3 protein-coding genes and 1 pseudogene are annotated in these 6260 nt (G+C 74.7%); 2 read left to right on the top strand and 2 right to left on the bottom strand.

Annotation, left to right across the window (positions count from 1 at the left end; translation table 11 throughout):
• Window positions 1-255: 255 nt before the first annotated feature.
• Together ACFQ6N_RS39840 and ACFQ6N_RS39835 are read right to left on the bottom strand one after the other, a co-directional pair.
• Window positions 256-1569 (bottom strand): annotated as a pseudogene (locus ACFQ6N_RS39840) (PP2C family protein-serine/threonine phosphatase); the annotation flags it as partial.
• A 170-nt stretch (window positions 1570-1739) separates the two neighbouring features.
• Entirely contained in the window at window positions 1740-3185 is a 1446-nt protein-coding gene (locus ACFQ6N_RS39835; RefSeq protein ID WP_380659060.1) for an NAD(P)/FAD-dependent oxidoreductase, read from the bottom strand.
• Between the two features lie 478 nt (window positions 3186-3663).
• On the opposite strand from ACFQ6N_RS39835, the gene ACFQ6N_RS39830 reads away from it, so the two are divergent.
• Together ACFQ6N_RS39830 and ACFQ6N_RS39825 are read left to right on the top strand one after the other, a co-directional pair.
• Entirely contained in the window at window positions 3664-4563 is a 900-nt protein-coding gene (locus tag ACFQ6N_RS39830; protein ID WP_380659059.1) for a TetR/AcrR family transcriptional regulator, read from the top strand.
• Between the two features lie 337 nt (window positions 4564-4900).
• The coding region (locus ACFQ6N_RS39825) for a sigma-70 family RNA polymerase sigma factor (RefSeq protein WP_380659058.1) at window positions 4901-6260 on the top strand (1360 nt) is incomplete at its 3' end.

Here is a 6260-nt window from a genome sequence, read left to right as displayed (position 1 = left end):
TGTCTTCCGGGGCTTGACGCCCTGTCCGACGTTTCAAACTCTAGCCGATCCCCGCTCCGAAAAGCGAATCGACCGCAATCCGATAAAACGAGCACACCGAATAAGCACCAGCCGTCACGCAAGAATGCGGAAACGACCGGCACCAGCCGGAAGTGGTGTTTCAGGGATTGGCCGCCTCGGGACCGTCCGCGCACAAGCGTGTCCGGTTCTCCCTGGCAGGCAGCTCGAAGAACACTAGACCTCGGGGGTGGCCGAGTCAAGCGCCGCAAGCGGTTTTTCGGCGCTCTCCTCCGCCGGCAGCTGGAAGGCCAGGACGGCGACGTCGTCATCGTGCTCCGAGGTGACCCCCATGGCCCGCAGCAGCCGGGCGCAGATCACCTCGGGGGCGCCGATCGCACCGGTCAGCGTGCGGGCCAGGAGGTCGAGGCCCTGGTCGATGTCCTCGTCGCGGCGCTCGACCAGGCCGTCCGTATAGAGGACGCCGGTGGTGCCGGGGAGAAGGCGCAGGGTGTGCGAGACGTGCAGGCCGTCGCCGGTGCCGAGCGGGGGGCCGTTCTGTTCCTCACTGCGCAGGATGGTGCCGTCCGGGCAGCGCAGCAGCATCGGGAGGTGGCCGGCCGACGCGTAGGAGAGGGTGCGGCGGCCCGGGTCCCAGACGGCGTAGGTGCAGGTCGCGATCTGGTTGGCGTCGATCTCCATGGCGAGGCCGTCCAGCAGGCGCATCACCTCGTGCGGGGGCAGGTCGAGCCGGGCGTAGGCGCGGACGGCCGTGCGCAGCTGGCCCATGACGGCGGCGGCCCGCAGGCCGCGGCCCATGACGTCGCCGATGACGAGTGCCGTGCGCCCGCCGTCGATGGCGATGACGTCGTACCAGTCGCCGCCGACCGCGGCCTCGGCTCCGCCGGGTTGGTAGGTGGCGGCGACCCGGAGGTCGGCGGGCTGGTCGAGCTTCTGCGGGAGGAGGCTGCGCTGGAGGGTGACGGCGGCTTCGCGCTGGCGGCGTTCGGCTTCGCGCAGCCGGGCGGCGGCGAGGACCTGGTCGGTGACCTCGGCGGCGAAGATCAGGACGCCGGAGGGCAGGCCCTCGGCGGGGTGGTCGGTGCCGTCGCCCGCGCCGAGCGGGACGCAGGAGACGTTGTAGTAGCGGTTGCCGGTGAGGCCGAGGATGCAGCGGGCCTTGACGCTGCGCGGCCGGCCGCCGCGGATGACCTGGTCCATCAGGGGCAGGACGCCCATGGTGCCGAGTTCCGGGAGCGCCTCGCCGGCGGGCAGGCCGATGGGGCGTTCGCCGAAGAGTTCTCGGTAGGCGCGGTTGGCGTAGCCGAGCTGGTGGAGCGGGCCGTAGGTGACCGCGACGGGGGCGGGGATGCGGTTGAGGACCTCGCGCAGGTCCTGGGGTTCGTGCGGGTCGGGGGGTCCGGCGGTGGTGGCGAGGTCGGTCGGGTCGCGGGGGGCGGGCACGATGATGCCGTCGGCGGAGGGCGCGCCCTCGTCGGTGCCGGTCCCGTTGGGCGGGGCGGCACGCCGAGGGGCTCCGGTGAGCCGGGCGCTCCAGCGCATGAGGTTCAAACGACGGCTGCTTCCTCGTTTTCCAGGCATATCATCACTTTTTGTGTACGCAACAGCACACGGGGTAATGACCAGGACGGGCTGATCCTGTCAGGCGAAGGCCTGATTCCGGAAGTCGCGCGCCCGGCGTGGCCGTCCGATCGGCCTCCGGCCCGGAACGGCGGGCGCGATCAGCGGGGGGCATCCGGTCCTGGCTCGGACGGTCGTCCCGGCCTCGAGCCGAACCCCTCCTCGAAGGTCGAACGCGGGTGCTCCATCGCGCCCAGCGAGACCACCTCGCGGGAGAACACCCCGCCCAGCACCCAGTCCATCAGCACCCGCACCCGCCGCTCCGCGCTCGGCAGCCGCCGCAGGTGCCGCGCCCGGTGCAGCCACCAGGCCCGGCGGCCGGTGAGCTTGCCGCCGCGCCGGGTGTGCGCGACGGCCCGGTGCGGGCCGAGCGAGGTCGAGCAGGCGGCGGGGCCGGGCCGGTACGCGGCCAGGCCCGGTGCGTGCGGCCCGCCGTCCAGGGCGACCGCGATGTTGCGGGCGAGCAGTTCGGCCTCGGCGAAGGCGTGGTGGGCGTTGGGGGCGCACGGGGCACCGTCCGCGTTCGGGTCCGGTACGGCGGCGCAGTCGCCGGCCGCCCAGACGCCGGGCAGGGCGCGTCCGTCCGGCCCGACCGCCTGGAGGGTGGGCAGACAGCGGACCCGGCCGGCGGTGTCCAGCGGCAGGTCGGTGTGGCGCAGCAGCGGGGACGGCCGTACGCCCGCCGTCCAGACCAGGGTGCGGGCGCCGAAGCGGCTGCCGTCGGAGAGCGCCACGACCCGGTCGACGGCGGACTCCAGGGTGGTGCCCAGCCGGATGTCGACGCCGCGCTCGCGCAGTTCCCCGAGGGTGTGCTCGGCGAGTTCGGGCGACTCCTCGGCGAGGATCCGGTCGGTCGCCTCGACCAGGACCCAGCGCAGGTCCTCCGCGCGGACGTTGTGGTAACCGCGCACCGCGGCGCGGACCATGTCCTCCAGCTCCGCGAGCGCGCCGACGCCCGCGTACCCGGCGCCGACGAAGACGAAGGTGAGCGCGGACTGGCGCAGTGCGGGATCGCGGGTGGCGGAGGCCAGGTCGAGCTGCTCCAGGACGTGGTTGCGAAGGCCCACCGCCTCGCCGACGGTGGAGAAGCCGAGGCCGTGCTCGGCGAGGCCCGGCACCGGCGCCGTGCGGGAGACCGAGCCGGGGGCCACCACCAGGACGTCGTAGGGGAGTTCGATCGGCGCGGGGGTCTCGCCGGGGTTCGCGGCGTCGGCCAGGGCGCGGCGGGCGGCGTGCTCGATCCGGGTGATCCGGGCGGTGACGACCCGGCAGTCCGGCAGGACCCGGCGCAGCGGGACGACCACGTGTCTCGGGTCGATCGAACCGGCCGCGACCTCGGCCAGCAGCGGGTGGTAGGTGAAGTAGGCCTGGGGTTCGACGACGGTGATCTCGACCTCGCCCCGGCGCAGCCGCTCCCGCAGGCCGCGCTGGAGGTGGAGTGCGGTGGCCGTCCCTGCGCAGCCGCCGCCGGCGATCAGGATCCTGATGGTGCACCTCCTGCCGGTGTGACGTTTCGTCCCCGGCCTCGCAGCCGGGGTGCCCCCCAATCACGCCCCCCTATGAAGGACCGGCGGGGGCGGTCTTGTCCACAGTCCGTACGGGGCGGGTTGCGACGCGAGGGGCGGTCGTGGCCAGTTGTGCTTCCTGGACGACTTTCTGACGCACTTTCGGCCGCGAAGAGCGGTGAACTATGGTCGGATTGTGTGCCGGAGCAGCTGTCGCCATGACAATCGGCGGCGACGCACCGTGGAGCGGCCACTACGGCCAGTTCCAGCGTTGGCGTGAGAACCCGACTGGGGGACAGTCATCCGGGGAAGGTTAGTTCCCGGACAGGGCCCCGGGCGGTGCCGACGCGCCGAGCCGGACATGGACCCGGCTCGGCGGCACGACCGTGGTCACCGGAACCGGACGGGCGGCACGAGCAATGGGTCATCAGGTCATTTCTGACGGGCTGAGCTGCACCGGGGGGTGCAGGGGCGGGCGACTACAGGGTCCGGATGCGGACGCCTGCGGGGGAGAGTTGGGATGATGGATCAGGAGCAGGTGTTGGGGCGGGCGGGTGCACCGCAGGCCGGGCCGGGCATGGTGCCCGAGCAGCGCGGCCCGGTGGACCTGGCGGCGCAGAGCGGGGTGCAGGGCGGGATGGCGCAGATCGGCATGGTTCAGGCCGCCGTCCCCTACCGGGCCGAGCCCGCACCGGCCGTGCCGGTGCCCGGGGCGCGGCTGCGGGTGGACGCCCGGCGGAACCTGGAGAGCGTGCTGCGCGCGGCCCGCGAGGTGTTCGGCGAGTTCGGCTACGGCGCGCCGATGGAGGAGGTCGCTCGTCGGGCCGGGGTCGGGGTCGGCACGGTCTACCGGCGGTTCCCGAGCAAGGAGGTGCTGGTCCAGCGGATCGCCGCCGAGGAGGTGGCGTGGCTGACCGCGCAGGCGCGCGAGTCGCTGTACGGCGGCGACGGCGCCTGGGAGGCGCTGGCCGGCTACCTGGCCCGCGCGGTGACCAGCGGCGCCGGGCGGCTGCTGCCGCCGGAGGCGTTCCGGTACGCGGAGGAACTGGGCCGGGTGCCCGAACAGCGCGCGGCGGAGGCTCCCGCCGCCGTCCGTTTCGACCTGCGCGGGGAGGAGGCCCGTTCCGGCGGGTCGGTCGAGCCGTCGGCGGCCGACGCCGATCCCCGGCTGCTGCTCCAGTTACTGGCCGCCCTGGTGGCACGGGCCGGTGCGGCGGGCGAACTGCGCTCGGGGGTCACGGTGTCGGACGTGGTGCTGGTGCTGACCGCGTCGGTGCCGGTGCACGCGACCCGTCCGTCGGTGTCGACGCCGGCGACGGGAGGTTTCTCGCCGGTTTCTCCGCAGACGGACGGTCAACCGGTCGCCGGTCCCGCGGACCGGCTGCTCCGGATACTGCTGGACGGCCTCCGGGCGAACTGACCCCGGCACCGGGTGCGGTCACCGCGCCCGGCGGGCACGGGAGTCGGGTGGAACACCGGCGCGCGGGAGAGGAGCGCGCGCCGGGTACGGGCGTCGTGCGACCCACCGCCGCACGCTGGGCGAACACCTCCGCGACGACCCCTCGGAAGAGTGGGGAACGGCCGGTCCGGCTACCGCCGGTCCCTGCGCTATGCCATCCTTTGCCCGTGGTTGGAGCCAATGTCCCGATGCGCGCCCTTCGCGCGCCGTCGGCGCCGTACGCCGGGGAACCGTGCGCCTACGCACTCCCGCGCGCCCTGCCACACTACGGGGGCTGTCGTGGAATCTGGGGTCCGTTGTGAGCGCCGAGGAACAGAACGACTACGGGTACGGCCTCGACTTCGGGGGCCTCTCGGGTAGTACCGCCGAAGGGTCCGCCGCAGGTCCCGGCGGGGCCGGCCGGACCGGTCGGACGGGCGGGGCCGGTGGAGCGGGCGACCCGGCCCAAGTACCGGGCACCGCAGCGGGTTCGGCCGCCGGACACGTCCCCGACCAGGCCGGGATGCCCAGCCGCGAATCGCTCTCCGCCTCCGCCGCCGCGCTGCCCCCGGGCCGGGTGCCCGGCCAGGCCCCGGCCGGGCGGGGCGGGGTCGCCCCCGAGGCCTTCGTCGGCGAGCCGTTCCCCGGCGACGTCCGGACCGCGCGCCCCACCGTGCCCGCCCCCGCCGACCCGGTGGACGGCGAGCGCCCGGCCTCCGACGCCGAGTTGACCGCCCGGGTGCGGGCCGGCGACGACACCGCGTACGAGGAGATCTACCGCCGGCACGCCGACTCGGTGCGCCGCTACGCGCGGACCTGCTGCCGGGACAGCTTCACCGCCGAGGACCTCGCGGGCGAGGTCTTCGCCCGCACCCTCCAGGCGCTGCGGGCGGGCAAGGGCCCCGAGTTCGCCGTCCGCGCGTACCTGCTGACCGCCGTGCGCAACGTCGCCGCCGCCTGGCACCGCAGCGAGCGGCGCGAGCAACTCGTCGACGACTTCAGCGTCTTCGCGCAGACCTCGGCCGCCGTGGTCGACCTCGACCTGGCCGATCCCGGGGCCGACGCCTGGGCGATGGCGATGGCCGACCAGCGGATGGTCATGCAGGCCTACGCCGAACTGCCCGAGGACGACCGGGTGGTGCTCTGGCACACCGAGGTCGAGCGGGAGTCCCCGAAGACCGTCGCGGTGATGCTCGGCAAGACCGCCAACGCCACCGCCGTCCAGGCCCACCGGGCCCGCGACCGGCTCGCCGCCGGGTTCCTCCAGGCGCACGTCTCCGGCAGCCAGGACAGCGCCTGCGAGACCTACGCCAACCGGCTCGGGGCGTACGCGCGCGGCTCGCTGCGCAAGCGGGCCTCGGCGGAGGTCGGACGGCACCTCAGGGAGTGCGACCGCTGCACGGCGGCCTGCCTGGAACTGACCGAGATCAACACCGGCCTGCGCGCCCTGCTGCCCGGCGGCGTGCTGGTCTGGGTCGGCGTCGGCGGGTTCGGTGCCGCCGCGGCCGCGGTCGGTGGTGTCGCCGTGGTCGGCGGCGCGGCGGCGGGGACGGTGGCGGCGACCGCCGGGTCCTCGGGTGCCGTGGCCGGCTCGACCGCGGGCGCGGCCGGTGCGGGTGCGGCGGGCGCCGGTGCGGGTGCGGCGGGCGCCGGTGCGGGTGCGGCGTCCGGTGGCGGCG

This window comes from Kitasatospora sp. NPDC056446, from assembly GCF_042796115.1.
In the GTDB taxonomy this organism is placed as follows: Bacteria; Actinomycetota; Actinomycetes; order Streptomycetales; family Streptomycetaceae; genus Kitasatospora.
The sequence above is the reverse complement of the archived record's forward strand: the minus strand, read 5'-3'. Positions and strand labels throughout refer to the sequence as shown.